Consider the following 25,394-nt stretch of genomic DNA (forward strand, 5'->3'; position numbering starts at 1 on the left):
GGCCGGCCGCCAAACCCGGTGTGATGGACCCTACGTTTCCATCACTGAGGAGTTAGGCCATGGCCGGAGGCAGTACCGCCGTTGAGGCACGATCGATCGACATGATCCCACCGGGCGAGCGGCACGGACACCCGCGCGGCCAGTTCACCCTGTGGTTTGGTGCCAATGCCCAGATCACCGCCATCGTGGACGGCGCCCTGGCCGTGGTGTTCGGCGCGGACGCCTTCTGGGCAATAGTGGGCCTGCTGGTGGGAAATGTGCTGGGCGGCGCGGTCATGGCCCTCCACTCAGCCCAGGGTCCCAAGCTGGGCTTGCCGCAGATGATCTCCAGCCGCGCCCAGTTCGGCGTCTACGGGGCCGTGATTCCGCTGGTGCTGGTCATCCTCATGTACGTCGGGTTCGCCTCAACAGGCACCGTCCTCTCGGGGCAGGCGATAAACCTCATGCTGGGAGTGGACGCGCCCGCCGTCGGAATCCTGGTCTTCGGTGCCGCAACGGCCCTGCTGGCCATCCTGGGGTACAAGTACATCCACGCGCTGGGCCGCATCGCCACCGTACTGGGCCTGGCAGGCTTCCTGTACCTGACCCTGGCGGTTGCCACCAAGTTCGACATCACCCAGGTGATGATGGTCAAGGGCTTTGAATGGCCCACGTTCCTCACCGCCGTTGCCCTGGGTGCCGGCTGGCAGCTCACCTTCGGCCCATACGTTGCCGACTACTCCCGCTACCTTCCCGCGGACACCTCGGAACGGAAGACCTTTTGGTACACCTTCGCCGGCTCGGTGGGCGGGGCGCAGTGGGCCATGACCCTGGGCGCCCTGGCCGGCGGACTCTCCGCCGCCAAGCTGGGCGGGGACTTCCTGAAGAACCAGGTGGGCTACATGGGCGATCTCGCCGGCGGCGGGCTGATCGCCATCTTCATCTACCTGATGATCGTCACCGGCAAGCTGACGGTTAACTGCCTGAATGCCTACGGCGCCTTCATGTGCGGCGTGACCATCAGCACCGCCGTCAACCGGAGGGATACCGTCTCCAAAGCCGTGCGGATTGCCTTCATCGTGGCGGTAATCGGCGCCAGCGTGCTCATCGCACTGTTCGCCAGCAAGGATTTCCTGAACCTGTTCAAGAACTTCGTCCTCCTGCTGCTCATGGTCTTCACGCCCTGGTCCGTGATCAACCTGGTGGACTACTACAAGGTCTCCCGGGACCGGCTGGACATCCCCGCCCTCTACAACCCGGACGGCCGCTACGGCCGCTGGAACGTGGCCGCCCTGGTTTCCTATGGAATCGGCGTCGTCATCCAGGTCCCGTTCCTGGCGCAGGCGCTGTACACGGGCCCCGTCACCAAGCTGCTGGGCGGCGCGGACATTTCCTGGCTGGTGGGAATCGTTGCCACCCTGGCCGTCTACTACCCCTGGGCCAAGGCCACCAACCGCGCGCCGGCGGAGACCATTTACCCCGGGTATCCGGTAGAGGTGCCCGCCACCGCAGCAGTCAAGGGGTAAGGCACGACGGCGGCAGAAGGCACGACGGCGGCACGGGCGCAGGTGCCCGGCCGCCGTCGCCGTGCTTTCCCAGCCGGCCAGGGCTAGAAGGTGCCCGTATTGGAACCGGCGGTGCCGGCGATCGCCAGGCCGATGATGAGCAGCAGCCAAAGGGCGCCGTAGCCCAGGAGGCACAGGTAGCCCAGCACCAGGCCGGTGATGGACATCCCCCTGCCGGAGGGTTCGCGCCGGAGGGCCAGGTGGCCGGTGATGATGGCGGCAAACTGCGGAAGCAACAGCCAACCCGTGATGACCGAGGCGATGCCGCAGACCATGCTTGCGATGCTCAGGGTCTTCGCTTCCACCGGCCGGCCATAGTAGGACGGCTGGCCGAGATACTGCGGCTGGCCGTACTGGCCCTGGTTGTAGGAGCCCGGGTTGTACTGGGGCTGGCCGTACTGTCCCTGCCCGTACTGTCCCCGTCCGTACTCGGCCGGCGGCCGGTAGCTGGGCCACGGCGAACCGTCACGCTGGTAGTCAGGCCCCTGGGATTGCTGGTTACTCATGGTTTCTCCCCTGCGGATCTCGGCTCCAGCCTACTTCAGTGCAGGACCAGGCGGATGGCCAGGGCCAGCATCAGCACACCGATGGCAGCATCAATCCAGCGCCACGTTCGCGGGCTGCCGAGCACTCCAGCCAGCGCGCGTGCCCCATACCCCAGGGCGGAGAACCACAGCACGCTTCCGGTGACTGCGCCTGCGGCAAAGACCCAGCGCAGATCGGCTCCCTGCTGGTTGGCGAGGCTGCCCAGCAGCACCACGGTGTCCAGGTAGACGTGCGGGTTCAGGAAGGTCAGGGCGGCCGTGGTGGCGATCACCGAGTTCTTCGACTTGGGCGCCTGCTCCGCCAGGGTGGAGGGTTTAACCGCCGCCATGAAGGACCGCGCGGCGAACCACAGCAGGTACGCGGCGCCGGCCCAGCGCAGGACTTCCAGCGCCTCGGGGAACCGGGTGACCAACGCCCCGATGCCGGCCGTGCCACCGACGATGAGCAAGGCGTCGCCGGCCACGCAGACGGCCACCACCGCCCCGATGTGCTCGCGCCGGATGCCCTGGCGCAGCACGAAGGCGTTCTGGGCGCCGATCGCCACGATCAGCGCCATCCCGGTGAGCATTCCCGTTATTCCGGCAGTCCACATACCTACTGACAGTAGGATCCGCATGGTATACAGGCAAATGAATGATTCTTGGTATTCATTAGGATGTCTTCATGAATCTTGAGCACCTGAAGGCCCTCGTGGCTGTCATCGACGAAGGAACGTTCGAGGCAGCGGCCGATCTGCTCCGGATCACGCCGTCCGCCGTGAGCCAGCGGATCAAGGCACTGGAAGCGTCGGTAGGCCAGGTCCTGGTCCGCCGAAGGCTGCCCTGCACGGCCACCGACGCCGGCGCGCTGCTGCTGCGGATGGCCCGCCAGGTGCAGGTGCTGGAAGCGGAGACGGCGGCGGCACTGGGCGCAGGGTCGCCGGCCCGGGCCCAGCTGCCGGTGGCCGTCAACGCGGACTCACTGGCCACGTGGTTCGTCCCCGTCCTGCATCAGGCCGCCGCGTGGGAGGACTCAGCCCTCGATCTCCATGTCGAGGACCAGGGCTACAGCAGCCAGCTGCTCCGCGAAGGCGAGGTCATGGGAGCGGTGACGTCGGACCCTGTCCCGGTGAGCGGGTGCAGGGTGGAACTGCTGGGCTCCATGCGGTACGTTCCGGTGGCCACCCCCGGGCTGCGCCGGCGGTTCTCCGTGTCCGGCGGCGTGGATTGGGCGGCAATACCGGTCCTGAAATTCAACACGAAAGACAACCTGCAGGAGCAGCTGCTTACGGCCAGGAGCCTGCGGCAGCTTCCCCCAACGCACACCGTCCCTTCGTCCCAGGGATTCCTCGCGGCAGTCAAAGCCGGTTTGGGCTGGGGGATGATTCCGGAGCTCCAGCTCACGGACGAGCTGGAGTCCGGCGCCCTGGTGCGGCTCGAGGACGGCCCCCACCAGGACGTGGCCCTGTACTGGCAGGCCTGGACCCTGGACTCGGAACGGCTCAACCGGATGACCGGAGCGGTCCGCGCGGCCGCAAAAGACCGGCTGCTGCCAGGAGATGCGCCGGAGGCTAGCGGCCCAAGTAGGGCAGGATATAGACGGCAAAAATGACGAAGGCCGCCAGCAGGGCAAGCTTCCCTCCACTGGTGCCGCCATGCTGCTGCGCTTTGCCGTTCCTGCCGCGGCGCGCCGATCCCGCCGACGCCCCGGTCCGCGTTCCGGCCGGCGCTCCCGCCCTGTGCCCTGTGGGTTGTCCTGCCTTCGTTCCGCGCGGGGGGAGGGCCCGCCCTGCGGGGTGCCGGGATGCACTTTGGCTGCGGCCCGTTTCGTCCGGGGAGCCGGGCTTCCCGCGGGGATTTGCTGCGGGGCCGGCCGGGGGCAATGCTCCCGCCGGGCGCACCACGGTTCCCGGCCGCACGCTGCGAAAAGCGGTGATGCCTGGTTCCTGTTCATGGGTGAGCTGCTGGCCCAGGTGCGCGTACAGGCCCACCACTGTTTGCTGGTCGAGCACGGCCGGCAGCGCTTCGATGGCTCCCACCACCCGATGGGAACCGGCCACGGCAACGTCGGATTCAGTCACCCCGAAAAGGTCGGGCTGCGCGGACATGCAGATGAGTGGACGCACCAGGCGGCGGTGCGGCGGAGTCAGCACCGAGGCCACGGCAGCACACTGGGCCAGGGCCCCTTCCACTGCCTGGGTCCGCGCAAAGCGGCCCTGCCACAGCACCCCGGAAGCCACCCGCACCTCACCGGTCCAGTTCTTCGAGTCGATCACCACCACGCCGCCGGGGCCCACCAGGACGTGGTCAAGGTTCGCTTTGGGCCGGCCGGGCCAGTGGACATCGTGGAGGACGTACCAGCCGCGCGGGACCAGTTCGCTGAGCTTGTCGGCCACCACCCGCTCCCCTGCGGCGCCGGCATCCCACGCCTTCGTGGAACGTTCGGCCTGGTCGAGTTGGCGCTTCAGCCTCGCAACGCGCTCGGCAGCCAGCCTGGACTGCTCCGCTGCCCCGTCTCCTGCCCCCATTGGACGTCCCCGTTTCCTAGCCGGACAGGACTCCGGCGGCGGCCCGCCGTCGTCCGTCCCTTTCCCTTGTTTCCTGGAATTTTTTGAAAGGTAGCAGGGCGTCAAAGGGCCGGTATATAGGTACTTTCCGGGCCGGGTACTCAGGTGGACTACTTGGTTTGACGAGCACATTGCGCGTCACAGGGTCCGGATTATGGGCGGGTCGTTTGGACTCCTGCCAGGTTCTGGCATGCTGGAGCCATGGCTAGCCGCGCGGGTACAGTTGCCCAACCCCAGGACCTTGTTGACATCACTGCGCTTCTTGACGCGTATTACGACGTTGCGCCGGACCTGGGTGATCCCGGCCAGCGCGTCGTCTTTGGCACCTCCGGGCACCGGGGCTCCAGCCTCAAGGCCTCGTTCAATGAACAGCACATCGTTGCCATCACGCAGGCAATCGTGGAATACCGGGCTGCGCAGGGCGTCACCGGCCCGCTGTTCCTGGCCAAGGACACCCACGCACTGAGCGAGCCCGCGCAGAACTCCGCGCTGGAGGTGCTCGCCGCGAACGGCGTCCAGGTCCTCGTCGACGCCAGGCACGGCTACACCCCCACCCCGGCGCTGAGCCACGCCATCCTGACCTACAACCGGAAAGCCGCACCGGGCGCCCCGCAGGCCGACGGCATCGTGGTGACCCCCAGCCACAACCCGCCCGGCGACGGCGGCTTCAAGTACAACCCCCCGCACGGCGGCCCGGCGGACTCGGATGCCACCGGCTGGATCGCCAACCGCGCCAACGAGCTGCTGGAGAACGGGCTGCGCGGCGTGAAGCGGATCCCGCTGGCGGACGCCCAGGCCGCAGACACCACCGGCAAGTTCGACTTCCTGAGCAGCTACGTGGACGATCTTCCGTCCGTACTGAACCTGGACGCCATCCGCAATGCCGGGGTCCGGATCGGTGCCGATCCCATGGGCGGCGCGTCCGTGGACTACTGGGGCGAGATCGGCGAGCGCCACCACCTGGACCTGACCGTGGTGAACCCCACGGTGGACCCGCAGTGGGCCTTCATGACCCTGGACTGGGACGAGAAGATCCGCATGGACTGCTCTTCGCCGTCGGCCATGGCGTCGCTGATCCAGCGGATGTCCGACGCCGCCGCCTCCGGCCAGCCCGCATTCGACGTGGCCACGGGCAACGACGCCGACGCCGACCGCCATGGCATCGTCACCCCGGACGGCGGGCTGATGAACCCCAACCACTACCTGGCCGTCGCCATCGACTACCTCTACCGCAACCGCAGCGGCTGGAACCCCGCCTCGGTGATCGGCAAGACGCTGGTGTCCTCCTCCATCATCGACCGCGTGGCCGAGAGCCTGGGCCGCAAGCTCGTTGAGGTGCCCGTTGGCTTCAAGTGGTTCGTTCCCGGCCTGCTCTCGGGTGAAGGGGCGTTCGGTGGCGAGGAATCCGCCGGTGCCTCCTTCAACAAGCTGGACGGCAGCGTCTGGACCACGGACAAGGACGGCATCCTGCTGGCACTGCTGGCCTCGGAGATCACCGCGGTCACCGGCAGCTCCCCGTCCCAGCTGTACAAGGGGCTGACGGACCAGTTCGGCGCCCCCGTCTACGCCCGGATCGACGCCGCCGCCACCCGCGAGCAGAAGGCTGCACTCGGCAAGCTGTCGCCGTCGGACGTTACCGCCACGGAACTGGCGGGCGAGACGATCACCGCCAAGCTCACCGAGGCGCCAGGGAACGGCGCGCCCATCGGCGGCCTGAAGGTGGTCACCGAAAACGCCTGGTTCGCGGCCCGCCCGTCCGGCACGGAGGACGTGTACAAGATCTACGCCGAGTCCTTCAAGGGCGAGGAACACCTGAAGCAGGTGCAGGCGGAGGCCAAGGCGCTGGTGGACAGCGTCATCGCCTAGTACTGCGAAGGTTCCTGGCTCCACAACCGGAGGATGCGCCTGATGGCGTGGTCGCCGCCGGGCGCCATGTCCACCAAAGCCACGCGGTCAAGCACGACGGCGTCGCCCCGGTGGAGGCGCTTGGCGTCCGGGCCTGGGGTGGCCTGGTGGGAGACGTGCGGCCGGTAGCCGGACAACGTGTGGCGCGGCGTGAGGATCCTGCCGCCCGCGTCCACCACCACCTGCACCAGCCGCTCATGCAGTTCCTGCAGGGCGGGGTGCGGCTCCACCAGGTTGACGGGGACGGACCCGTTGCGGCCAAAGGCGGCGTCCTCCCCCACGGTCAGCTCCGCGCCAAGCGCTGCGTTGGCCGGCCCATCTGCAAGCGCGGCGATGCTTTGGGCGACGTCGGCACCGTCCGTGGCGGCGGCGTCGAACCTCACCAGGGTGACGTGCAGCGGCCACTCCGTCCGCAGAAAAACTTGGCCGTCCGCCACCGGTTCCACGAAGGCCACAAAAATGAGGTTCCGCATCGGCATACGCCCAGTCTCCCACCGGCCCACCTCCACGCCTCTGAACGCCCCATCACATCCCGCCCAAAAAACCCAAACGCCCCATCACCAGGTGATGGGGCGTTTGGAGAAAAGACGCAGGAAGTGATGGGGCGTCAGACGGTGCGGACAGCCTCGTCGTAGGAGAATTTGGGCTTTGCCTCGCCCCAGGCGTCCTCGCCCGGCTGGCCGATGTTGACCACCAGGAAGCTCTTCTGGTCGCCGGCCGGGAAGAAGGCGGCGTCGATGGCGTTGAAGTCAGCGCCGGTCATGGGGCCGGCGGCGAAACCGAGCGAACGGACGGCCAGGATGAAGTAGCCGGCCTGCAGGTGGGCATTGTTGTTGCCCGTGGCTGCGGCGAGCTGCGGGTCGGCGTCGTACATGGCCTTGGGGGCGTTGTAGCCGGGGAGGAAGTCGTCCCACTTGCCGGCCCAGTCGGTGTCGTAGCTGAGGATGGCCACCAGCGGGGCGGAAGCCGTCTTGGCCTGGTTGCCGCGGGACAGGGCATCCACCAGGGTGGCGCGGGCCTCAGCCGAGCGGACATAGGTGACGCGCAACGGCTGGGAGTTGAACGCGGTGGGGCCGAACTTGGTGAGCTCGTAGATGGCCTGGGCCTGCTCCTCGGTCACCTCGCCGGTGAAGGAGTTGGCGGTGCGGGCCTGGGCAAAGATGGCGTCCACGGCTGCCGAATCGATAACCGCTTCTTCGTGGGCAATGGTCATTGGCTTACCTTTCGCTGCGCCGCCCGCCTGCAGGGGTGGCCTCTGATGCTTTCCATAGTTGCAACTTCAACTGCTTTCCTCCTCTTCCCGTGACGCCGGGTGACCTTGGCCACAGCGGGCCCGCACAAACACTTGGCGGTATTCTGGAGCGAGTTGATCTTCGCCCCCTCGCGGCACCCCCTGAAAGGCATTCCTTCCCATGAGCATGCTCGGAATCAAATGGAAGCTGCACGGCACCGGCAAAACCATCAAGCCCGGCCAGGTGGTGGCCCCGGATGAGCGGCTGGCGTGGCCCCTGACCATCGGCGTGGGCATGCAGCACGTGGTGGCCATGTTCGGCGCCACCTTCCTGGTTCCCATCATCACCGGGATGCCGCCCGCCACCACGCTGTTCTTTTCGGGGATCGGCACGCTGCTGTTCCTGGTGGTCACCAAGGGCCGGGTGCCCAGCTACCTGGGTTCAAGCTTTGCCTTCATTGCGCCCATCACCGCCTCGCAGGCGCAGTTCGGCATCCCCGGCGCCCTGGGCGGCGTGGTGCTTGCCGGCGTCACCCTGGCCCTGGTGGGGGCCGTGGTGCAGAAGTTCGGCGCCGGCTGGATCAACCGGTTGATGCCGCCCATCGTCACGGGTGCCATCGTGGCACTGATCGGCCTGAACCTTGCCCCCGCCGCCAAGCAGAACTTCGACGCCGCCCCGATTACGGCCCTCATCACACTGGTCACCATCATCCTGGTCAGCGTCCTGTTCCGCGGAATCCTGGGCCGGCTCAGCATCCTGGTTGGCGTTGTGGTGGGCTACCTGGTGGCCATGCTCCGCGGCGAGGTGAAGTACGACAAGATGGACGCCGCAGCCTGGGTTGGGCTGCCGCATTTCCAAACCCCCGAGTTCCACATCGGCGTCCTGGGCCTGTTCGTCCCGGTGGTCCTGGTGCTGGTGGCAGAGAACATCGGCCACGTGAAGTCCGTTGCCGCCATGACAGGACAGAACCTCGACGGCGTCTCCGGACGCGCGCTGATGGCAGACGGTGCTGCCACCGTGCTGGCCGGCCTGGGCGGCGGATCGGGCACCACCACGTACGCGGAGAACATCGGCGTCATGGCGGCCACCAAGGTGTATTCGACGGCGGCCTACTGGGTGGCGGGCATGTTCGCCATCCTGCTCAGCTTCTCGCCGAAGTTCGGCGAACTGATCGCCACCGTCCCGGCAGGCGTGCTGGGCGGCGCCGCCACGATGCTGTACGGCATGATCGGCATCCTGGGCGTGAAGATCTGGGTCCAGAACAAGGTGAACTTCTCCAACCCGGTCAACCTGACCACTGCCGCAGTGGCCCTGATCATCGGCATCGCGGACTACACCTGGACCATTGGCGACCTGAAGTTCACCGGCATCGCCTTGGGTTCTGCTGCCGCCCTGGTGATCTACCACGGCATGAAGGCCGTCGCGAAGGCGCGCGGAACGGTGGCCGAACCCGAAACCGAGCAGGGCGTACTGCCTCCGGCAGCGAAGGCCGCGATGAAGGCCGCGGCCAAGCGCTCCCCCAGGAAGCGCTAAGCCACCCTGCCGGTTTCCACCCCGGGGTCCACTCCAGGCTGTCCGTCATAATCCGGTCCGGAGGTCCTGGCCGCGGGATGTCCGGGCGGGAAGGGACCGGGACGGCCAAGGCCGAACACCGGGACCGGCTGCGGCCGCTTGGCCGCCAACCCGCTGACCTGGTGGGGCCGCATCCGCTTCAGCACCCACGGCACAAAGTACTGCTTGGCCCAGACCAGGTCTTCGGCCCGGGCCTGCGTCCAGCCGTGCGCGGGAAGCGGCCGCGGCTGCAGCGGCCTGAGCGTATGCGGTACGCCCAGGGCGTTGAGGGTGGCCACCGCTACGGAATGGTGGCCCAGCGGGGACAGGTGCAGCCGGTCCGGGTCCCACATCAGCGCATGCTGCAGCTCCGGCAGGCACCAAAGGTCAACCATGATGGCGTGGTGCCGGGCCCCGATCCTGTGGAGATGTTCGTTGTAGACCGCCACGCGGCCGCGGATCTTGCCGAAGACCGGCGTGTTCCCCCAATCGGGACCTGCATACAGCAGGATGGTGGCGCCCGTGTCAGCCAGGATACCCACGGCCTCGTCGATCTTTTCCGCCAGCTTGTCCGGGTCGCCGTGGCGGAACACGATGTCGTTGCCACCGCCGGACATGGCAATCAGGTCGGGCTTCAACGCCAGGGCCGGTGCCAGCTGCCCGTCGAGGATTTGCCGCAGCAGCATGCCGCGGATGGCCAGGTTGGCATAGGCGAAGTCCGGCTGGCTGTCCGCCAGTTCCTCCGCCACGCGGTCAGCCCAGCCCCGGAGGCCGCCCAGGCTGTGCGGCTCGGGATCGCCGATCCCTTCGGTGTAAGAGTCCCCCAGGGCGACGAACCGGTGCCAGGGGTGCCTGCCCGGTCCTTCCGTGATGGAGCGCAGTTCCTGTTTCCCGATGGTCATGCTGTCCTCCCTTCCGCAGCAGGCGGGGGTTCCGTCCCCGCCGCAGCGTCCTTGCGGGCCGACCTTCCGGTTGGAAAGTCCCGCCCCGCCGGCGACGGCCGCGGGAGCTCCGCCACGCCGTCGTACGTTTCCTGCCGCAGCCCCGACGGCTGCCCAACCCCGAGGTCCATCCCTGCGGGGGCCACAACGTTCAATGCCACGTCCCGGAGATCCAGCTCGTGGTGCAGCGCCTGCGTCTGCAGGAACCGCAGCGCACCCTCCCGGGTGAGTCCGTATTCGTTCATCAGGCTGCGCACGGCGAGGTCCACCAGGACCAGGGAGCTTTGGACGACGGCGAGACCCGCCGTCGTTTCCGCGCGTTCGGCCACCCGGACCACAACATGCATGGCCCGCGCCACCTCACGGGCATAGCTTTGGCTGCGCACCAGGTCATCGCTGGTGAAGGCGTGCGGGAAAGGCGCGTAAAGATTGATGGCGGCACTGGTCCCGCCTTCGGTGAGGATGGGGACGGAGAGCAGGGACTGCACCCCATGGGCCGCGGCAGCGCTGGAATACCCCGGCCAGCGGCGGTCCCGGCTCAGGTCCGACACCAGGACGAATTCTGCGGTGCGCATGGCTTCCATGACCGGTCCGTCAGCGAACGAGCATTGCTCCCGGTCCGCTTCGCGTGCCTGCTCCGTACTGGCTGCGATGGTCCGCGCCGTGCCCAGGCGGAAGAGGGTGGCCGCCCAGCTGATGCTGCGGCGCTCACCTTTGATACCCGCCATGAAGTCGCGGGTGACGTCCCGGAGGTAGTCTTCGACGTCCTTGCTGTCGAAAACCGGCTCCGGGGTAACTGGAAGCGGTCCCCAGCCAACCTGCCCCGTGGGTTCAGCGGCCATGCTCCAGCCCTGCTATCAGCGCACCGGGCCCACTGCAAAACCTTGCTCTAAGAATACGACCGCTGGCCGCCATAGTGGGCAAAGTTGGCGAAACAAGGGGGAAAGGGGGATTCGCAGAATGGGGCAGGCGTGGGTAGGCTTCAGGCGCACCCCAGCATCGGTCTGCCGGAGAGGAGCCGCTTTGGACACCCGGAAACTGAAGTACTTCCTGGCGGTGGTAGACCACGGTGGATTCAACCGCGCGGCAGAGCACCTGCTGATCGCCCAGCCGTCCCTGTCGCAGACCATCGCCGGACTGGAGAAGGAGCTGGGCGTGCCCCTGTTCCACAGGATCGGCCGCCGGGCTGTCCTCAGCGACGCCGGCAGGGAGTTGGTGGGTCCAGCGCGTCTGGTAATGCGGGACCTGGCCGCGGCACAGTCCGCGGTGCAGGCTCTTCGCGGCATCCGAAGCGGGCAGCTGGACATCATCACCATGCCCTCACCGGGAATTGAACCACTTACCTCAATGATTGCCGCCTTCACCCAGACCTACCCGTCGGTCCGGCTGAACGTTGGGGCCGCGTTCACGCCGGAGGAAGTGGTGGAATCCGTGCGCAGCGGCAGCACGGAAATAGGACTGGCCGGTTCCCCCACCGCCATCCGCGTTCCCGGCGTCGAAGTATTGGCGCTGGAGCGGCAGCCCCTGATCCTCATCGTTAACCCGCAGGCGGACACTTTTGGTTCCGGTGACTCGATTGTGCGGGAGGACCTTGGCGGCCAGCGCATCATCGCCAGCCAGCGCGGTTCCCTGATGCGCTGGCTCGTGGACGATGCGCTGGCCCAGGGCATCGAAGCCGAGATTGTGGTGGAGGTGGCCCACCGCACATCCATCCTCCCCCTCGTTCTCGCCGGCGTGGGGCATGCGGTGATGCCTTCCTCGTGGGCACCCACCGCGCACAAGGCCGGCCTGCGGACGCTCCTGATCGAACCGGTCTCGCACCTGGAAGTAGCCATCCTGAGCCGCAAGGACGACCTCACCCCTGCGGCGTCCGCCTTTCTGGAAGTCGCCAGGCAGCACGCGGAGTAGCCGCGGCACAACCCATCGGCGGCTCCGGCAGCGCAGTTTAGGGCTCAAAAGGGCGTTATCGGAGCATTGATCACTGGATCGATAGGCGGTTCCTATCAGCTGGATCGAATCTTGGTCTTGGACGCTGATGGAGCGGGCCGCGTCTACTTGAGGAGGAAGAAAAGCAGCGTGATCCCGGCAACAGGACACACTGCCCACACTCAACGAGGAGGTAGCCACATGGGCGCCAACCAGACATTCAACATCGCTTCGATCCCCGCGGACGGCGTAGGCAAGGAAGTGGTCGCCGCTGGCCGCCGCGTCCTGGATGCGCTGGCCGAAAACTCCAACGGCAGGTTCGCTTTCGATTGGACCGAGTTTCCCTGGGGCTCGGAGTACTACGCCAGGACCGGACAGATGATGGACCCCAAGGGCCTGGAAGCCCTGAAGGACTTTGACGCCATCTACTTCGGCGCCGTCGGCTGGGAAAACGTCCCGGACCACATCAGCCTCTGGGGGCTGCGCCTGAACATCACCCAGAACTTCGACCAGTGGGCCAACATCCGCCCCGTTAAGTTCCTCCCCGGCGTGCAGTCCCCGCTGCGCAAGGCAGACAACACCGAACTCGACTGGGTTGTGGTACGCGAAAACAGCGAGGGTGAATATGCCGGCCTGGGCGGCCGTAACCTCAGCGGCCGCGGCCCCGGCAACGAGGTGGCGCTGCAAACCGCACTGTTCACCGAAAAGGGCTGCGAGCGCATCGTGCGCTTCGCGTTCGACCTGGCCCGGACCCGCACCGTGAAGAAGGTTTCCTCCGTCACCAAGTCCAACGCCCAGCAGTACGGCATGGTCCTGTGGGACGAGGTCTTCAACCGCGTGGCCCTTGACTACCCGGACGTCCAGACCGAAAGCGTCCTGGTGGACGCCATGAGCGCCAAGTTCATCCTCAAGCCCGAGGACCTGTCCGTGGTGGTGGCCTCCAACCTGAACGCCGACATCCTCTCCGACCTCGGCTCCGCACTGGCGGGCAGCCTGGGCCTGGCAGCCAGCGCCAACCTGAACCCGGAGCGCCGCTTCCCGTCCATGTTCGAACCCGTCCACGGCTCCGCTCCGGACATCGCCGGCCAGGGCATCAGCAACCCGATCGGCGCCATCGCCAGCGCCGCCCTGATGCTGGACCACTTCGGCCTGCACGGGGAAGCACGCCGCGTTGAAGCCGCCATCGAAGCGGCCACCGGCGCGGGCCACCTGACGCGCGACGTGGGCGGCACTGCAAACACCGAGGACGTCACCGAAGCCATCATCAAGGCCCTGACGCTCACTCCGGCAGCTGTCTAGGCAAGCAGTAACCTCCGGCGCCGCCATTCGGTCGCCGGTGCCACGCCCGGGGCGGGCGGTGAAGCAGCGCTGCCGCCCGCCCCGCAGCAATCTCTTCCCCAGAACATCCTCCAGCGACATTCCAACAATGAGGTAGGAATCATGGACCACAACAGCACCGCCGCAGCTGCAACAGCGGCCCCGAAAACCCGGTGGTACCGGCAACTGTACTTTTGGGTACTGACAGCGATCGTCATCGGCATCCTGGTGGGCTGGCTTGCCCCGGCAACCGGTATTGCCATGGAACCGATCGGCATCACGTTCGTCAACGCAATGAAGATGCTGATCGGACCCATCGTCTTCCTCACGATCGTGGGCGGCATCGCCAGCGTCGCCGACCTGAAGAAGGTGGGCATGACCGGGCTGAAGGCGCTCACGTATTTCCAGGTCGGCACCATCTGCGCCCTGGCATTCGGACTGGTGGCCATCAATATCTTCCGGCTCGGCGAAGGCGTGAACGCCGACCCCGGCGCCATCAAGACTTCCGACTCGGCCGCCAAGCTGATCGACGCCGGCGCGCACCAGGAATGGTGGCAGTTCATTACCAACATCATCCCCACCAGCGTCGTCCAGCCCTTCGTCGTGGGCGACATTCTGCAGATCATCTTCATTGCGGTTGTCTTCGGGATCGCCCTGAACGCCATGGGCAAGGTGGGCGCCCCGGTCCTTGACGGCGTCCAGCGCCTCACCGCTGTGATGTTCAAGATCCTCAGCTTCATCATGAAAGCGGCGCCACTTGGCGCATTCGGTGCCATGGCCTTCGCGGTGGGTAAGTACGGCGTCTCATCCCTGACCAGCATGGGCGGCCTGATCGCGCTCTTCTACGCCACTTCCATCCTCTTCGTGGTGGTGGTCCTCGGCTCGGTCATGGCCTTCCTGAAACTGAACATCTTCAGCATGATCCGGCACCTCAAGGAGGAATACCTGCTCATCCTAGGCACCTCCACTGCCGAGCCTGCCCTGCCGGGGCTGATGCGCAAGCTCGAGCACGCCGGCGTCAAGAAGGAAACGGTGGGCCTCGTAGTCCCCACGGGCTACAGCTTCAACCTGGACGGCGCCGCCATCTACCTGTCCCTCGCGGCCCTCTATATCGCCCAGGCCACCAACACCAGCCTGACCATCGGACAGCAGCTGGGCCTGCTCGCCGTCATGCTGCTGACCTCCAAGGGCGCAGCCGGCGTGGCGGGCGGCGGCTTCATTGCCCTGACCGCCACACTGGCCACCATCGGTACCATCCCGGCGGCCGGCATCATGCTCATCTTCGGCATCGACAAGTTCATGTCGGAGTGCCGTGCCCTGGTCAACTTCACCGGCAACGCGGTGGCCACCCTGTTCATCGCCTGGTGGGACCGCACGCTCGACGCCGACCGTGTCCGCCGCGTCTTTGCGGGCGAAACCGTGGAACCTGTGCCCGCGCAGACTCAGGCTCAGGCTCAGGCTCAGGAACTGCATGCCGGGGCCGGCCCCAACGACGACGACCTCCACCAGGTGCCTGCCCCAGGGAAGGATTCGGCCGGCGTCGGGCATCCCCTCCCTGCCGACCGCCGCCCCGCCTACTCCGAGACCGTCTGACATGTCCACTTCCACCCCCTCCCTCCGCGCCCTCATCGCGCCCGACAAATTCAAGGGCAGCCTGACCGCCCATGAGGTGGCACACGCCCTGGCGGCCGGACTCCGGTCCGTCGCCGGGGCCCACCGAACCATCCAGTGCGACCTGCTCCCCCTGGCCGACGGTGGAGACGGCAGCGTGGACGCCGCCGTCTCGGCAGGGTTCGCGCGGCACACCTGCCAGGTCACCGGGCCGACGGGGCAGCAGGTGCAGGCATCCATCGCCTTCGACGGAGTCACCGCCGTCGTGGAAGTGGCCAACACCTGCGGGATCTCGCTCCTGCCCCACGGCACCCTTGACCCGCTCAACTCCTCCAGCCGCGGATTCGGCGAAGCCATCCGCTTCGCCCTCAGCCTTGCCCCGGCACGAATCGTGCTGGCGCTGGGCGGCAGTGCCAGCACAGACGGGGGCACGGGGATGCTGTCCGCCCTGGGCTACACCTTCACCGACACCGATGGCCACCGCCTTGAAGGGACAGGGCGCAGCCTCTTCCGGATCCGCTCCGTCCAAGGCTCCCCCCTTCCAGGCCTGGTGGCGGCTGAACTGATCGTTGCCAGCGATGTCTCCAATCCGCTATGCGGTCCTGCCGGCGCTGCTGCCGTCTTCGGGCCCCAAAAGGGGGCGGTGCCGGCCGATGTGGCCAGCCTGGACGCCGGGCTGGTGCACTTCGTGGCAAGGATGGAAGGCGCGGGATTTGCTTCCGCCCGCGAACTGGCCGGACACGAGGGAGCGGGCAGCGCCGGCGGATTGGGCTTCGCCTGCCTGCTGCTGGGCGCGCGGCAGGTATCGGGAGCGGACTTCTTCCTGGACCTGCTGGACTTCGATGGCCGCAGGGACAACTGCGACCTGGTCATCACGGGCGAAGGCAGCATCGACTTGCAGACCCTCGCCGGGAAGCTCCCGGCTGCCGTGGCCCGCCGGTCCGGCACCCGGCCCATCATCGCCGTCGCCGGCCGTTCCCTGCTTCCCCGCGAACGCTGGGCGGACCTGTCCCTGGCACGGGTGTACGCCCTGGCCGACTACACCAGCCGGGACTCCGCCAAAGACCCAGGGTTGTCCACCGCCCTCCTCCAGCAGATTGGCCGGGACATCGGACAAAGCATCCACTAGCCCAGGCACGTTTGTCCCCTCCACCGGCTCCGCTGAGCAGTAGCATCGGGAGAGGGAACGCCGAATACTCCCTGTTGCCCTGGGTACGTTTCCTTGGGCAAGGGGTCTTGGAGCATCCATGCCAGCACGGAAACGAGCAATGGAAAGAGGAGCTTATGCCTGAGCCGGGCACCAGCGGGAACACTTCGGAAGCGGATGCAGCCGCCCCCATAGGGGAAGTGGAAGCGGGCGCTGCGGAGCCGTCAACGGAACTGGACGTCAATTTCGACGAGCAGTTCTTCGCGGCCAGGCCAAAGGCGCTGCGGCCCATCGCGCGCCGGCGCCAGTTCGTCGGCAGCAGGCCGTCCTTTGAATTCGACGGGCGGAACGCGGCGTACGTGGACTGGCTCCGCAACCAGGCGATGCTCGGGGATGCGAACACGCTGGCCCGGCAGCTGTCCGGCCAGGCCAGCATGTGGCAGAACTCGTACGCCCATCCCAACCCGCGGGCCGCCGTCGAACGCGCCTCCGTGTGGTTCACCGCCTACCCGCTGTCCTTCATCACCCCGTCCGGCCAGTCATTCCTTTCGGCCCTGGGCGATCCGGCCATGTGGAAGGCGTTCCGCGAAATCGGCATCCGCGGAATCCACACCGGGCCCGTGAAGCTCGCCGGCGGCATCAGCGGCTGGTCCCACACACCCAGCGTGGACGGGCACTTCGACCGCATCAGCATGGCGATCGACCCTGTTTTCGGCACCGAGGATGAGTTCCGGCGGATGTGCGAGGTGGCCGCCGAGCACGACGGCACAGTCATCGACGACATCGTCCCGGGCCACACCGGCAAGGGCGCGGACTTCCGCCTGGCCGAAATGAACTTCCGGGACTACCCCGGCATCTACCACATGATCGATATTCCGGAGGAGGACTGGAACCTGCTCCCGGACGTCCCGGAGGGGGCGGACTCGGTCAACCTCAGCCCCGACTCCGAGCAGGCGCTGCAGAAGGCCGGCTACATCATCGGCAGGCTGCAGCGGGTCATCTTCTACGAACCCGGGGTGAAGGAAACCAACTGGAGCGCCACGCGGCCCATCGTGGATACCACCGGCAAGACCCGCCGCTGGGTCTACCTGCACTACTTCAAGGCCGGCCAGCCCTCCATCAACTGGCTGGACCCCACCTTCGCCGGAATGCGCCTGGTGGTGGGCGATGCCCTGCATTCGCTGGTGGACCTGGGCACGGGGGCGCTGCGCCTGGACGCCAACGGCTTCCTGGGCGTGGAGAAGAGCGCCGAAGAACAACCCGGCTGGTCCGAGGGGCACCCACTGTCCGAGGCAGCCAACCAGCTCATCGGCTCCATGATCCGCAAGGTGGGCGGGTTCTCCTTCCAGGAGCTGAACCTGACCATCGACGACATCAAGGCAACCTCCGATGCCGGCCCCGACCTGTCCTACGACTTCATCACCCGGCCTGCGTACCACTACTCCCTGGTCACGGCCGATACCGAGTTCCTGCGGCTGACCCTCCGGCTGTCGCTGGAAATCGGCGTGGACCAGGCATCGCTGGTGCACGCCCTGCAGAACCATGACGAACTCACCTACGAGCTCCTGCACTTCGCCGCCGGGCACCGGGACGAGATGTTCGAGCTCAACGGCGAGGAACTCACCGGGGCGCAGCTGGCCGAACAGGTCCAGCAGACCCTGCGGGAACGGCTCACCGGCGAAAACGGGCCCTACAACGCCGTCTTCACCACCAACGGCATTGCCTGCACCTCGGTGAGCTTCATCATGGCGGCCCTGGGCATCAAGGACCCGTCCACCACCACCCCGGAGCAGGAAGCCCAGATCCGGGACGTCCACCTGCTCCTGGCCATGTACAACGCCCTGCAGCCGGGCGTCTTTGCCCTTTCCGGCTGGGACCTCACGGGCATCCTGGCCCTGGACCGGAGCAGCGTCCGCGAGCTCACCTCGCAGGGCGATACCCGCTGGATCAACCGCGGCGCCCACGACCTCATGGGAACCAGTCCGGACGCCACCACCTCGTCCGCCGGGATGCCCCGGGCCCGCAGCCTGTACGGGCCGCTGCCCGAACAGCTCAAGGACCCGAACTCGTTCGCGCGCCGGCTGCAGCGGATCCTCGCCGTGCGGGAAGAGAACGGGATCGCCACCGGCACCCTGCTCGACGTCCCGGACGTTTCCAACCGCAGCGCACTGGTGCTGGTCAACCGGCTGAAGGACGGCAGCCTGCAGGTCACGGCGCTCAACTTCTCCGGGCAGGACATCGCCGGCAGCATCCAGTCCAACGAGCTGCCGTCCGGCGCCAACGTCAAGGATCTGTTCAGCGGCGAGACGGTGGGGCAGGTGGATGACCTGCACAGCTTCTTCCTGGAGCTGCCCGCGTACGGCGGCACGGCACTGATCCTGGCCGAAGCGCCCGAGCCGGAGGCGGAGGCGTAGAGCCCACGCCGGGTAGGCCGGGGATTCCCGGCTTTACCCGGCGATGGCGCCTGCCAGCGTGGCTTCGATGACGGCCGGCGAGAGGACGTACTGGGTGACCAGTTTGCTTGCGCCAAGGACCGCCGCCTGGCTCCCGGCGCGGGAGCCGTTGATGCGCAGGTGCGAGGTGGCCAGCGGCGGGGAGCGCCGGTACACCACCTCGCGGATGCCGGCCACCAGGTGCTCGCCCGTCTCGCCAACGCTGCCGCCCACCACAATCACGGACGGATTGAGCAGGTTCACCACGGTGGCCAGAACCTCGCCGATGTCCCGGCCGGCCTGGCGCAGCGCCTGGATGGCCTGCAGGTTGCCGTCGGCGGCGAGCCGGAGCACGTCCGAGCCCTTTGCCACGTCCAGTCCCTGGTCCCGGAGGGAGCGCACGACGGCGGGACCGGACGCCAGCGCCTCCAGGCACCCATAGTTTCCACAGGCACACAGGACATCCGCGCCGCGGGCCACCTGGACGTGGCCCAGGTCGCCTGCCGTGCCGTTGGCGCCACGCTGCAGTTCCCCGTTGCTGATGATGCCGGAGCCGATGCCGGTTGCCACCTTCACGAAGAAGAAGTTGTTGTGTTCGGGCCAGTGCGCGGACTGCTCCCCCAGCGCCATGATGTTCACGTCGTTGTCCACCAGCACGTGGACGGGCAGGGAGCGCTGGACGTAGCTGACCACGTCGAACCCGTCCCAGCCCGGCATGATGGGCGGCTTGACGGGCTTGCCGGTGTCATGTTCCACGGGCCCGGGCAGCCCGATGCCGATCCCGGCCAGTTCCGCAACGGTCCGTCCGGTGGACGCCAGCAGTTCCTTGCCCTGCGCTACCACCTGGTCCAGCACGGCTTCCGGCCCGTCGGCCACCTGCTGCGCCAGCCGGTGTTCGGCCAGGATGTTTCCGCCGAGATCCGTCACCGCAACGATGACGTGCGTGGCGCCCACGTCCACGGCCAGCACCAGGCGGGCTGACGGGTTGAAGGCAAAGCGCGACGGCGGCCTGCCGCCGCTGGAGAGCGCCTCACCCGCGGGACCCACCAGGCCGGACAGCATCAGCGCATCGATCCGCGAGGCGACGGTTGAGCGGGCCAGACCCGTGCTCAGCGCAAGCTCGGCGCGGGTGCGGGCCCGGCCGTCACGAAGCAGTTGGAAGAGGTCCCCGGCGCGCGACAGGCTGCCGACATCGGACTCTTTTCCGGCCTGCTTACCTGTCACTGAAGTCATGTCTAAGTCATAACACTCTTACTTTCTGCTGTCACCAATCAGAAGAATGACGCGCAACAAACAACTTTTGCTTGACGTGCGTCAAAAGTAGTTCTACGTTGTGACTCAAGGCACATTCGCGGATCCGATGGTGAACATCAGCCGCACTGATTCCGGCACCGTAATCCGCTTACACCCCCAGAGTCCGCTTACAAAGAGGTAACTGACCTTGTCCCAGCAAGCAGCGTCCCAGCACGCAGCGCCGGCAGACCGGCCGCTCCTCGGCGTCGGCATCCTCGGCGCCGGGCCCGTCACGCAGGCCATCCACCTCCCGGCACTGGCCCGCCTCCAGGACATCCTGGAAGTACGGCACATCATGGATGTGGATGCCGCCGTGGCCTCGTCGGTGGCGGCCCGCGTTGGCGCCACGGCCGGCACCAGCATGGCTGCCCTGCTGGACGATCCCGCCGTGGACGTCGTGGCAATCTGCAGCCCCCACCAGTTCCACGCCGACCAGGTCATCGCCGCCTGCAGGGCCGGCAAGAAGGCCGTCCTCTGCGAAAAGCCTTTCGCCATGAACGCCGAAGAGGCCGCCCGCATCTCGGCCGTCAGCTCCGAAACCGGGGTCCCAATCGTCGTCGGGGCCATGCACACCTTCGACCCCGGCTGGCTCGCGGCCGAACAGAACTGGGGCGACCTTCCCGGGCAGGTCCACACCATCCGTTCCTCCATCGTCCTGCCGCCCAATGCCCGCTTCGAGGACTTCGCCACCGAGATCGTCACGCGGCCGGCCGCAGGCCGGCCCGACTACTCGGACCCGGACGTCATCAAGTGCGCGCTCCGGGGCGGGATCATGGGCCTGGCCATCCACGACCTGCCGCTGGTCCGCCGGTTCACCCCGGACTTCACGGACCTCGAAGTCCTCCAGGTGTTCCACGTCCGCCCGTTCGGCTATGCCGTTTCGCTGCGCACCCCAACCCGCGTCATCGAACTGCGTGCCGTCATGAACGGCACCTGGAAGCCCGAGTGGACCTTCGAGGCCATCGGGGACGATGCGGCCCTTCACATCGACTTCACACCGTCGTATGTCCAGGCCGGCTCCGCAGTGGCCACCCTCACCCGCGGCAACGGCAGCGATACCCGCACGTTCGGCCCGTACGGCCACAACGGTTATGAGGGCGAATGGCGTGAACTTGCCGGGCTTGCCCGGGGAACCCGCCAGGCACCCGCCGCACAAACCCTGATCGACGACCTCACCTTTGCCCTCGCCATCGCCGACGCCACGGCAGCAAGCGCCGGGGCGGGGCATGCCGGTGCCGCGGAAAAAGCAGGAGTTACGCCATGAGCGGCCAGTACACGGTCTCGGCATCACCTGCCGCGCGGGAAGAGGGCGCGGTTACCCAAACGGTGGCCTCACTGCCTGCAACCTTCGGCCCGGCTCCGGAGAGCCGGCAGGGCACGGCCGACGTCCTGGTGGTCGCAGGCGGACCCGGCTGGACCACCGAAGCCCTTCACGCCGTTGCCGCCGGCGCCCGCGGCGTTGTGGTGGCCAACCCGGCGCCCGAGGACACCACGGAACTGGCCGCCGCGGTTGACGCCGCAGGAACCGCCGTCGTCCTGGACCTCCGCTGGGCCTCCAACCCCGCCCTGGTGGCGGAAGGCAGCACCCCGGACGCCCGCGACGCAGTGCGCAGTACCCTGGGCAGCGCGTCCCTGCTGGACAGCGTTGCGACGGCGGCCCCCGGCACCGACCCGCAGCGGCTCCTGGGCGAACACCTCGCCGCGCTGCTGGCCGTCAGCGGACCGCTCGACGGCGTAAGCCTCCTCCGCAGCGACGCCACGGGATACACGGTGGCCGGCAGGCTGGCCAACGGCGCGCCCTTCACCGCCCAGGGCGTGCTGACCGCTGCCCGCCCGGCCGCCATCGACATCCGCCTCTACACCGCCGACGGCGGGGTGTACGTCCAGGTCCCGGATCCGGACGCCGCCTGGCCGGCCGAAGTCCGGGTCACCGGAGCCCATGGCGAACTTTTGCTTCCCACGCTTTACGAATCCGCCCACCGGTCAGCGTGGCGGCGCCTGAAGGACCATCTTGGCGCCGGCACCCGGCCGGACGATCTGGCCGGGTTCGCCCGGCTGACCGACCTCTACGCAACCCTCGCTGCCACGTAACCAGACCCACCGATACGCAACCTAAACAGCAGTCCAGTCCCACCTCCACTCTCGACGATGAGCAGGACCGCACCAACGGCGCACTGCGCCGGCCGGTCCCGAAAGGACACATCATGAACGCAACTTCCGAACAGCGCCGCCCCTTCTCCCGGCGCGGTTTCCTGGGCCTGACGGCTGCCGCCGCCGCAGCACCCCTCCTCGCCGCCTGCGGCGGCGGCTCGGCATCGCAGGGCGGCGGAGGCGGCGCGGGCGGAACGGTCAAGTTCTGGGACATGCCGTGGGCAACGCCCGCCTACAACGACGCCGCCAAGGGCATCGCGGAAGGTTTCTCCGGAGCCAACGGCGCCAAGGCCTCGTACCAGATCATCCAGTGGAACAACTTCTACCAGACCTTCTCCTCCGCGATCGCCTCGAAGACGGGCCCGGCTGTCTCCACCGGCGGGGGCTTCCAAGCCTTCCAGTTCGAGCAGCAGGGCCAGATCGCGTACGCGGACAAGGCGATCGAGAAGCTGAAGGCCAATGGCCAGTTCAACGACTTCCTGCCCGGCGTGCTGGACCCCTTCAAGTCGGACAAGGGCTACGTGGCCGTCCCGTGGCAGCTGGACATGCGCGTCTTCTGGTACCGCAAGTCGCTGTTCGAGAAGGCAAACGTTGCCCTCCCCACGGACTGGCCGTCCCTGCTGGAAGCGGGCAAGGCCCTGAAGAAGGTGGGCGCATTCGGCTTCACCACCGGCGCAGGCGCGGGCAACAACTACGCCAACCACTCCATGATCATGATGATGGTCAACAACGGCGGCGGTGTCTGGAACAAGGACGGCGAGCTGGACCTGATGAACGACCGCAACGTGGAGGCCATGGAGTTCGTCCTGGAACTCGTGTCCAACGGCATCGTCGACCCCGCCGCGGTCAGCTACACCACGGACAACATGTCCGCCCAATGGAAGGACGGCAAGGCAGGCTACGGCCTGTTCCAGGTCAACGTTCCGCAGCGTGTGGGCGATACCTCGGGCGACCTGCTGGTGGCTGACCCCATCAAGGGTCCGCACGGCGACAAGGCAACGATCGTCTTCCCGAACAACATCATGATGTACACCAACACCCCGTCGCAGGAAGCCTCGGAGGAGTTCCTGGTGTACTACCTGGGCCAGCTCAAGCAGCTGTGGCAGAAGAAGCTGATGTCCGCCCTGCCGGTCTTCAAGTCGATCACGGAGATCCCCGAGTTCGCCAACGACCCCAACAACGTCAAGATCGTCAAGGACTGGCAGCCCATTGCCAAGACCTTCGCCGCCCAAGGCAGCCGGCTCAATGCGAACCTGGCGGCCCTCGACGGCGGCCAGGCACTGAACCAGTTCAGCCAGACCATCATCACCGGCAAGGCCGACGCCAAGACTGCCCTGCAGACTTTCCAGTCCGGCCTCGAGTCGGTCCTGAAGAAGTAGGACCGAGCGCCCATGTCCAGCACTACCACCCAGTCCGGCCTGTCACGGGCCCGCCGGGGACTCGCCCCCGGCGGGTCTGGGTCCGCCCCCGGTAAACGCAGGAGCAAGCTCTCCGCGCAGGCCACCAAGACGTTCTTCTGGCTCCTGCTTCCCTCCGTGGTCCTGCTTGTCCTGATCCACGGCTACCCGCTGATCTACGCCGCCGTCCAGGCCACGCATGACGGGGACCTGCTCCAGACCGGCAACTTCGTGGGCGCGCAGAACTTCGCCACCGTCCTCAGTTCGCCGGCGTTCTGGAAGGCCGCCCAGTTCACGCTCTGGTTCACCATTGTGGGCGTCTTCGGATCCTGGCTTGTAGGCCTGGGCCTCGCCCTGCTCCTGCGTACCAGGATTCCGGCCGGCAACACCTTCAAGGTCCTGCTCCTGCTGCCCTGGGTGGTGCCCGTCGTGGTGTCCTCCACCGCCTGGAACTGGCTGGTGGCCACCCCGGACAGCCTGGTTCCGTCCCTGTTCCGGAACCTGGGCCTGGGCACACCGCTCTTCCTGGCGGACCCCACCCTGGCCTCGGTCACGGTGATGGTGTTCAAGGTCTGGGTCAGCTTTCCCTTCATGATGATGATGATCTCCGCGGCCCTGGCCTCCGTGGACAGCACCGTCTACGAAGCGGCCAGCATGGACGGGGCCAGCCGCTGGCAGCAGTTCAGCCAGATCACCCTGCCCCTGATTGCCCGCTCCAACTACATCAGCTGGATCCTGATGACCATCTTCTGCGTCAACGACTTCCCCACCATCTACCTGCTCACCGGCGGCGGCCCGGTCAACGCCACCACCTCCCTGGTGGTCCTGGCGTACCGGACCGTGTTCCAGGACTTCGCCACCGGCCCCGGCGTGGCCATCGCCTTCCTCATGACCATGACCCTGGTGGTCATCTCGGTCATCCTGTACCGCCAGATCCGAAAGTCGAGCGTCGAATAATGAGCGCAGTACTCCACGCCCATCCCGAATCCGGCCCCACGCTCGGCGTCGATGCCGGCAAACGCCGCAGGGTCCTCTCCGAGGCGGGGCAGCGCGGCCGCTGGTGGCGGTTCGCCGCGATCCTCATCATCACGGGGATCGTGCTGGTGCCCATCATGGTCACCATCCTCCTGGCCTTCACGCCCGGACCGAACAGCACGGCCACCGGCCTGACCTTTGAAAACCTCGGCAACGTCTTCTCCAAGACCCTGGCCGCCACCTGGCTGAAGAACAGCCTGATCACCACCCTTTCCACGGTGGTGGTGTCCGTGGCGGTGGCCGCACCTGCCGGCTACGTCCTCTCCCGGGGCCGCAGCAAGGCAGTTTCCGGATATTCACTGCTCCTGTTCGTGATGCAGTCGCTGCCCATCATCACGTCCGTGGTGCCGCTGTTCATCCTGTTCGCCGGCATGGGCCTGGTGGACAACCTCCTGGGCCTGACCATCATCTACGTCGGCTCCACCATGACGGTTGCCACCTGGATGATGGCCGCCTACTTCGATTCCATCCCGATCAGCCTGGAGGAGGCGTCCTGGATCGATGGCTGCTCCGTTTTCGGCTCCTTCACCAAGGTGGTCCTGCGGAACTCCCTGCCCGGTGTCCTTTCCACCGCGATCTTCGCCTTCCTCCTGGCCTGGAACGACTACCTGGTGGCCATCGTGTTCCTGCGTTCGAATGAAATCTTCACCCTTGCCATGGGCGTGCAGTCCTTCTTCCAGCAGAATGCAACGGACTGGACCTCGGTCATGGCCCTGGCCGTGGTCATGATGCTCCCGCCCGTCATCGTGTTCGCCGCCCTGAACAAATACTTCAGCGTGGGCGGCATCGGCGGCTCGCTCGCCGGCCGCTGACCCCAACCC

At 67.0% G+C, this 25,394-nt stretch carries 22 protein-coding genes; 14 read left to right on the forward strand and 8 right to left on the reverse strand.

Features of this window, described 5'->3' with window-relative positions; translation table 11 throughout:
• Positions 1-59: 59 nt before the first annotated feature.
• Entirely contained in the window at positions 60-1,505 is a 1,446-nt protein-coding gene (locus AC6JAM_RS07830; RefSeq protein WP_488315263.1) for a purine-cytosine permease family protein, read from the forward strand.
• Positions 1,506-1,588: 83 nt separating this feature from the next.
• On the opposite strand, the gene AC6JAM_RS07835 is transcribed toward AC6JAM_RS07830, so the two are convergent.
• Both AC6JAM_RS07835 and AC6JAM_RS07840 read right to left on the reverse strand, forming a co-directional pair.
• Positions 1,589-2,050, reverse strand: coding sequence for a DUF4190 domain-containing protein (locus AC6JAM_RS07835; RefSeq protein ID WP_478222546.1), 462 nt, complete (start codon positions 2,048-2,050; stop codon positions 1,589-1,591).
• Between the two features lie 35 nt (positions 2,051-2,085).
• The gene (locus AC6JAM_RS07840; protein WP_026265934.1) at positions 2,086-2,682 is read right to left on the reverse strand and encodes a LysE family transporter; all 597 of its coding nucleotides are present in this window, start codon (positions 2,680-2,682) and stop codon (positions 2,086-2,088) included.
• Positions 2,683-2,753: 71 nt separating this feature from the next.
• Between AC6JAM_RS07840 and AC6JAM_RS07845 the strand changes: the two genes are divergently transcribed.
• On the forward strand, positions 2,754-3,680 hold the full coding sequence (locus AC6JAM_RS07845; protein WP_018770289.1) for a LysR family transcriptional regulator ArgP: 927 nt from the start codon (positions 2,754-2,756) through the stop codon (positions 3,678-3,680).
• Here AC6JAM_RS07845 and AC6JAM_RS07850 read toward each other — a convergent pair.
• Complete coding sequence (locus AC6JAM_RS07850) at positions 3,640-4,596, reverse strand: nuclease-related domain-containing protein (protein ID WP_018770290.1); 957 nt, start codon at positions 4,594-4,596, stop codon at positions 3,640-3,642. The genes AC6JAM_RS07845 and AC6JAM_RS07850 overlap by 41 nt on opposite strands.
• 240 nt (positions 4,597-4,836) lie before the next feature.
• Here AC6JAM_RS07850 and pgm point away from each other — a divergent pair, with 240 nt between their 5' ends.
• Positions 4,837-6,501, forward strand: a complete 1,665-nt coding sequence (pgm, locus tag AC6JAM_RS07855; protein WP_018770291.1) for a phosphoglucomutase (alpha-D-glucose-1,6-bisphosphate-dependent) — start codon at positions 4,837-4,839, stop codon at positions 6,499-6,501.
• On the opposite strand, the gene AC6JAM_RS07860 is transcribed toward pgm, so the two are convergent.
• Positions 6,498-7,013, reverse strand: a complete 516-nt coding sequence (locus AC6JAM_RS07860; RefSeq protein ID WP_018770292.1) for a 2'-5' RNA ligase family protein — start codon at positions 7,011-7,013, stop codon at positions 6,498-6,500. The two genes, pgm and AC6JAM_RS07860, sit on opposite strands and share 4 nt — an antisense overlap.
• 134 nt (positions 7,014-7,147) lie before the next feature.
• A complete protein-coding gene (locus AC6JAM_RS07865) occupies positions 7,148-7,753 on the reverse strand; it encodes a malonic semialdehyde reductase (protein ID WP_018770293.1) in 606 nt (201 codons plus the stop codon).
• A gap of 199 nt (positions 7,754-7,952) precedes the next feature.
• Between AC6JAM_RS07865 and AC6JAM_RS07870 the strand changes: the two genes are divergently transcribed.
• A complete protein-coding gene (locus AC6JAM_RS07870) occupies positions 7,953-9,305 on the forward strand; it encodes a uracil-xanthine permease family protein (protein ID WP_056388450.1) in 1,353 nt (450 codons plus the stop codon).
• On the opposite strand, the gene AC6JAM_RS07875 is transcribed toward AC6JAM_RS07870, so the two are convergent.
• Both AC6JAM_RS07875 and AC6JAM_RS07880 read right to left on the reverse strand, forming a co-directional pair.
• Positions 9,302-10,225 carry an SGNH/GDSL hydrolase family protein gene (locus tag AC6JAM_RS07875; RefSeq protein WP_056388452.1) on the reverse strand — a complete coding sequence of 308 codons (924 nt, stop codon included), beginning with the start codon at positions 10,223-10,225 and terminating at the stop codon, positions 9,302-9,304. The genes AC6JAM_RS07870 and AC6JAM_RS07875 overlap by 4 nt on opposite strands.
• A complete protein-coding gene (locus AC6JAM_RS07880; protein WP_018770296.1) occupies positions 10,222-11,106 on the reverse strand; it encodes a GAF domain-containing protein in 885 nt (294 codons plus the stop codon). The genes AC6JAM_RS07875 and AC6JAM_RS07880 overlap by 4 nt, the downstream gene beginning before the upstream one ends.
• A 181-nt stretch (positions 11,107-11,287) precedes the next feature.
• Between AC6JAM_RS07880 and AC6JAM_RS07885 the strand changes: the two genes are divergently transcribed.
• From AC6JAM_RS07885 to treS, 5 genes are all read left to right on the forward strand, one after another.
• Positions 11,288-12,172: a LysR family transcriptional regulator gene (locus AC6JAM_RS07885; protein ID WP_224084198.1), complete on the forward strand. Its 885-nt coding sequence runs from the start codon at positions 11,288-11,290 to the stop codon at positions 12,170-12,172.
• A 219-nt stretch (positions 12,173-12,391) separates the two neighbouring features.
• Positions 12,392-13,489 carry a tartrate dehydrogenase gene (locus tag AC6JAM_RS07890; protein ID WP_224084197.1) on the forward strand — a complete coding sequence of 366 codons (1,098 nt, stop codon included), beginning with the start codon at positions 12,392-12,394 and terminating at the stop codon, positions 13,487-13,489.
• 141 nt (positions 13,490-13,630) lie between these two features.
• Positions 13,631-15,100 carry a C4-dicarboxylate transporter DctA gene (gene dctA / locus AC6JAM_RS07895; RefSeq protein ID WP_224084196.1) on the forward strand — a complete coding sequence of 490 codons (1,470 nt, stop codon included), beginning with the start codon at positions 13,631-13,633 and terminating at the stop codon, positions 15,098-15,100.
• A 1-nt stretch (position 15,101) separates the two neighbouring features.
• Positions 15,102-16,247: a glycerate kinase gene (locus tag AC6JAM_RS07900; protein WP_224084195.1), complete on the forward strand. Its 1,146-nt coding sequence runs from the start codon at positions 15,102-15,104 to the stop codon at positions 16,245-16,247.
• 155 nt (positions 16,248-16,402) lie between these two features.
• Positions 16,403-18,679, forward strand: a complete 2,277-nt coding sequence (gene treS / locus AC6JAM_RS07905; protein ID WP_497934421.1) for a maltose alpha-D-glucosyltransferase — start codon at positions 16,403-16,405, stop codon at positions 18,677-18,679.
• A gap of 33 nt (positions 18,680-18,712) precedes the next feature.
• On the opposite strand, the gene AC6JAM_RS07910 is transcribed toward treS, so the two are convergent.
• Entirely contained in the window at positions 18,713-19,930 is a 1,218-nt protein-coding gene (locus AC6JAM_RS07910; protein WP_018770298.1) for an ROK family transcriptional regulator, read from the reverse strand.
• A 208-nt stretch (positions 19,931-20,138) separates the two neighbouring features.
• On the opposite strand from AC6JAM_RS07910, the gene AC6JAM_RS07915 reads away from it, so the two are divergent.
• The 5 genes from AC6JAM_RS07915 to AC6JAM_RS07935 all read left to right on the forward strand — a co-directional run bounded on the left by AC6JAM_RS07915 (position 20,139) and on the right by AC6JAM_RS07935 (position 25,385).
• Complete coding sequence (locus AC6JAM_RS07915) at positions 20,139-21,254, forward strand: Gfo/Idh/MocA family protein (RefSeq protein WP_497934422.1); 1,116 nt, start codon at positions 20,139-20,141, stop codon at positions 21,252-21,254.
• On the forward strand, positions 21,251-22,081 hold the full coding sequence (locus tag AC6JAM_RS07920) for a hypothetical protein (protein WP_497934423.1): 831 nt from the start codon (positions 21,251-21,253) through the stop codon (positions 22,079-22,081). The genes AC6JAM_RS07915 and AC6JAM_RS07920 overlap by 4 nt, the downstream gene beginning before the upstream one ends.
• Before the next feature lie 113 nt (positions 22,082-22,194).
• Positions 22,195-23,520, forward strand: coding sequence for an ABC transporter substrate-binding protein (locus AC6JAM_RS07925; RefSeq protein ID WP_497934424.1), 1,326 nt, complete (start codon positions 22,195-22,197; stop codon positions 23,518-23,520).
• A 12-nt stretch (positions 23,521-23,532) separates the two neighbouring features.
• Positions 23,533-24,495, forward strand: coding sequence for a carbohydrate ABC transporter permease (locus tag AC6JAM_RS07930; RefSeq protein WP_223993356.1), 963 nt, complete (start codon positions 23,533-23,535; stop codon positions 24,493-24,495).
• Positions 24,495-25,385: a carbohydrate ABC transporter permease gene (locus AC6JAM_RS07935; protein ID WP_497934426.1), complete on the forward strand. Its 891-nt coding sequence runs from the start codon at positions 24,495-24,497 to the stop codon at positions 25,383-25,385. The genes AC6JAM_RS07930 and AC6JAM_RS07935 overlap by 1 nt, the downstream gene beginning before the upstream one ends.
• The last annotated feature ends 9 nt before the right edge of the window (positions 25,386-25,394 follow it).

The organism is Arthrobacter sp. GmRoot5-12 (genome assembly GCF_059739365.1).

Bases quoted from the DNA above. Each gene is read 5' to 3' on its own strand.
- AC6JAM_RS07925 (WP_497934424.1), top strand. From the start codon at position 22,195: ATGAACGCAACTTCCGAACAGCGCCGCCCCTTCTCCCGGCGCGGTTTC.
- AC6JAM_RS07900 (WP_224084195.1), top strand. From the start codon at position 15,102: ATGTCCACTTCCACCCCCTCCCTCCGCGCCCTCATCGCGCCCGACAAA.
- AC6JAM_RS07880 (WP_018770296.1), bottom strand. From the start codon at position 11,106: ATGGCCGCTGAACCCACGGGGCAGGTTGGCTGGGGACCGCTTCCAGTT.
- AC6JAM_RS07920 (WP_497934423.1), top strand. From the start codon at position 21,251: ATGAGCGGCCAGTACACGGTCTCGGCATCACCTGCCGCGCGGGAAGAG.
- AC6JAM_RS07830 (WP_488315263.1), top strand. From the start codon at position 60: ATGGCCGGAGGCAGTACCGCCGTTGAGGCACGATCGATCGACATGATC.
- pgm (WP_018770291.1), top strand. From the start codon at position 4,837: ATGGCTAGCCGCGCGGGTACAGTTGCCCAACCCCAGGACCTTGTTGAC.
- AC6JAM_RS07930 (WP_223993356.1), top strand. From the start codon at position 23,533: ATGTCCAGCACTACCACCCAGTCCGGCCTGTCACGGGCCCGCCGGGGA.
- AC6JAM_RS07910 (WP_018770298.1), bottom strand. From the start codon at position 19,930: ATGACTTCAGTGACAGGTAAGCAGGCCGGAAAAGAGTCCGATGTCGGC.
- AC6JAM_RS07890 (WP_224084197.1), top strand. From the start codon at position 12,392: ATGGGCGCCAACCAGACATTCAACATCGCTTCGATCCCCGCGGACGGC.
- AC6JAM_RS07850 (WP_018770290.1), bottom strand. From the start codon at position 4,596: ATGGGGGCAGGAGACGGGGCAGCGGAGCAGTCCAGGCTGGCTGCCGAG.
- AC6JAM_RS07865 (WP_018770293.1), bottom strand. From the start codon at position 7,753: ATGACCATTGCCCACGAAGAAGCGGTTATCGATTCGGCAGCCGTGGAC.
- AC6JAM_RS07860 (WP_018770292.1), bottom strand. From the start codon at position 7,013: ATGCGGAACCTCATTTTTGTGGCCTTCGTGGAACCGGTGGCGGACGGC.
- treS (WP_497934421.1), top strand. From the start codon at position 16,403: ATGCCTGAGCCGGGCACCAGCGGGAACACTTCGGAAGCGGATGCAGCC.
- AC6JAM_RS07835 (WP_478222546.1), bottom strand. From the start codon at position 2,050: ATGAGTAACCAGCAATCCCAGGGGCCTGACTACCAGCGTGACGGTTCG.
- AC6JAM_RS07845 (WP_018770289.1), top strand. From the start codon at position 2,754: ATGAATCTTGAGCACCTGAAGGCCCTCGTGGCTGTCATCGACGAAGGA.
- AC6JAM_RS07840 (WP_026265934.1), bottom strand. From the start codon at position 2,682: ATGTGGACTGCCGGAATAACGGGAATGCTCACCGGGATGGCGCTGATC.
- AC6JAM_RS07935 (WP_497934426.1), top strand. From the start codon at position 24,495: ATGAGCGCAGTACTCCACGCCCATCCCGAATCCGGCCCCACGCTCGGC.
- AC6JAM_RS07875 (WP_056388452.1), bottom strand. From the start codon at position 10,225: ATGACCATCGGGAAACAGGAACTGCGCTCCATCACGGAAGGACCGGGC.
- dctA (WP_224084196.1), top strand. From the start codon at position 13,631: ATGGACCACAACAGCACCGCCGCAGCTGCAACAGCGGCCCCGAAAACC.
- AC6JAM_RS07870 (WP_056388450.1), top strand. From the start codon at position 7,953: ATGAGCATGCTCGGAATCAAATGGAAGCTGCACGGCACCGGCAAAACC.